This window comes from Capnocytophaga catalasegens, from assembly GCF_026005215.1.
GTDB classification, from domain to species: Bacteria; Bacteroidota; Bacteroidia; order Flavobacteriales; family Flavobacteriaceae; genus Capnocytophaga; species Capnocytophaga catalasegens.
In genome coordinates, this window is sequence record NZ_BPMA01000093.1 from 1 (window position 1) to 3,027 (window position 3,027).

The 3,027-nt window shown below is 30.8% G+C and carries 3 protein-coding genes; all 3 read left to right on the forward strand.

The window, feature by feature from the left end:
- A partial coding sequence (locus OO775_RS13965) for a hypothetical protein (RefSeq protein WP_264847838.1) occupies nucleotides 1–783 on the forward strand: 783 nt, incomplete at its 5' end.
- Between the two features lie 312 nt (nucleotides 784–1,095).
- Nucleotides 1,096–1,893: a hypothetical protein gene (locus OO775_RS13970; protein WP_264847839.1), complete on the forward strand. Its 798-nt coding sequence runs from the start codon at nucleotides 1,096–1,098 to the stop codon at nucleotides 1,891–1,893.
- A gap of 5 nt (nucleotides 1,894–1,898) precedes the next feature.
- On the forward strand, nucleotides 1,899–3,027 hold a 1,129-nt coding region (locus tag OO775_RS13975; protein ID WP_264847840.1), incomplete at its 3' end, for a DUF4280 domain-containing protein.

The window sequence follows — 3,027 nt, forward strand, 5'->3', positions numbered from 1 at the left end:
AGGTTTAAATGGATAGATAGAACTAAATTAGAAGATGAACTTAAAGAAAGAACAGAAGGGAACATAAATCAAGGGACAAGTTCCTTATGTGGCATAGCTGTTATAGGGCATTTTTTGGCAATTCAAAAATTTGATCTTTTTAAAAAGATAATTCTAGAATTACATCGCATAGGGAAAACTAAGATTCCAGATACAGGATATGAAATAGTTATTGATGATGATGAACATCTTACAGATCTTAAGCCTACAGATAAAAATTATCCTTTAAATAATGCTTCTGGTGAGAAAATATCCTTTCCTGATTTTATATTTTTATGTTCTATTCGGGATTATTTGAACAATATTTTTGATTATGACACAGAATCAGATTTGAATAGTCTTTGGAACAGATTAGTAGAAGGAAGTACAGGTATCACTTATCCTTATGAAGTTAAATTTTTAATGGAAAAAGTTCTTAATTATTCTATTATAAAAGATAAATCAAGGATATTAACAAGTTCTTTTAACGATGTAGAAAAATCTGTTAACGAATTGCAACAAAATATAAGAGAGAATTATAGTATAGCATTATTAATTTCAGTAAAGAATTTTCAAGAAAATGTTAAGCCTTTTCCTACATTCCCTGATCACTGGGTTGGATTAAAAGATATAAGAAAAAATACTATTAAACAAGAAGTAAGTTTGACAGTATTTTCATGGGGAGATACAGACTTATCTTGGATAGTTTCTTATGATGCCTTTAAAGATGGTTATTTTGGATATATTGCAGGAAAAGACAAATAGAGATAATATTATGAAAAGATTAAAAAAAATAAATATTCAGATCTTTGTTTTTTTATTTTTTATAATAACAACCTTTATAGTAAGTTTTTTTCGTATAGAAAAGAAGAATGATTTCATTTATGAACCTTATCGGGTTTTATGTGGAATATATTTCTTTCTATGCTTATTTTATCCAATAATTTACATAGTAACTCTTGTTTTTGTAAAAAAAGAATATATAAAAAAGATAATTCTATTTTTTCTATATCTAATAACTTTTTATCTTTCATTTTTCCTATTATATCTACTTTAATTGAAAAACCAAAATAGACTATGGATACCCCTCATTTATTCCCAACCGCTACTTATGCCGTTGAAGATGTACTTACATTAAAAATAGGAGAACAGGAATATAACACTACTCTTACCTATAAAATCTTTGTAAAGACAGAGAAAAAGCCTACTTATGATGTAGTGATTGAGAGAAGTCAGTTTTTAGTAAATGGAGAGGAGATAGATACTAAATTTTTATCTATATCACACAAGTATATGGAAGCCATCTTTCCTCTGAAATGCAAGGTCAAGGACTATGTGCTTTTTGTAACTAACATCTCTGAAATACAACAACGAATAAAACAAGTAGATAATGAACTCTTAACAACGTATGAGGGAGAAGGATTAGAACATATCCGCTCACATTTTTTTAAAGCAACAGATACACAAGAAAAACTAAGAGAGTTTATAAAGCAGTTGCATATTGTAAAAGCATTGAGTTTTAGTATACGCAAATTTGCGCCTGACACTGATTATCCTTTGCTATGGAATATCCTCCCCATAGGATTGTCTTTTTGGAAAGGAGACATAGAAAAAAGAACAGAAAGCAACCAAATATATTATGAACCCAAAATAGCAAATGCACAAGAGATGATGGATAAAGTAATCACATATATCCATAACCAAGAATACTATGTAGAAATTGAACAGGAAAATGTACAGATGTATACTAACTTTGTACACCAAACAGATTTTACAGGCAAAACAGGAAGAATAAAGTATTCAGAGACCAATGTAACTATTGAAGTTGAAAATATTTTTCTATACGACCAAAAACTAACGCTAACAAAAAAATAAGGATTATGCAAGAGCAATCAAAATACACAGTAAAAAGTAAAGATACTTTTGTTTCAATAGCAAAACAAATAGGCTTAAAAGACCCAATGAAACTCAAAGAGTATCATAACGAGCGTGCCGACTTCAATAGTCAGGTAGGTAATCAGTTGCACCCTAACATAACCCTATTGATACCTTCTTCTGAAGAGGTAAGAGAACTTAATGCGGAAAAACCATTCGAAGATGAAGTAAAACAAGAACAACGAGAGGAAGAACAAAAACAACAAGAAGAAAAAGAGAAAGAAGCCGCTGCTGAACAACAAAAGCAAGAAGGGAAAAGTGAACACGATGGTAAATATTACGTAGTAAACGGAGCTAAGTGTATTTGTGATAAAGCTGAAAATCCTAACCAACAGGCTACTTTGCAAGTAACCTCCCATAAAACAATTGTTTTTAATGAACAATCTGATAAATACGTAGCTACTGAAGATGATAAAACTTTCATTCCAGCAGCAATGACCTTTGGAAAATGTACTTTAAAACCTTCTTCTTCTGGGAATCTACCTTGCTCACCACAATGCAATCTAAAGTGGAGTAAAACTTATGAGGGTACAAAAGTATTAGGAAAGAACACTCTTACTGAAATTTCAGAGTTGCAATGTATGGTAGGAGGCAAGATAACTATTGCAAAACACGGACAAACAGATAGTGTGTTATTGCAACATTCTGAAAATACTACCCCATTAGAAGTAAGTGCTGTAAATCCCACTATAGAAATGCCTAAGAAGGAAGTTGCTATCCCTTTAGTAGATAGCATTACCCTTACTAAAATTTCAGGAAGATCCCCTTTCTCAACTCAGAAATCAGACAAAAAGATACCACCCATTTATTTGCGAAAAGGAGAAGAGGCTTCGTTTAAAGCTTCTGTAAAAAAAGGAAATTTGGATTTGGTTTCTTGGATGATTTACAAAGGTTTTAAAGGAGAAAAGAAAAGTGAGTTATTAGAAAAACAACAAATAGGAGTTGAATTTAGCCACAAATTTGAAGAATATGGAGATTTCCGTATTGAAGGTTTCGGGACTCCTAAAAATTCTGGGAAATATAAATCTTATGATGATTGCTCTATAAATTTGCGTGTAATAGAGAATACAATAG

Excerpts from the sequence above, each read along its gene's own strand:
- OO775_RS13970 (WP_264847839.1), top strand. The coding sequence starts at position 1,096 with ATGGATACCCCTCATTTATTCCCAACCGCTACTTATGCCGTTGAAGAT.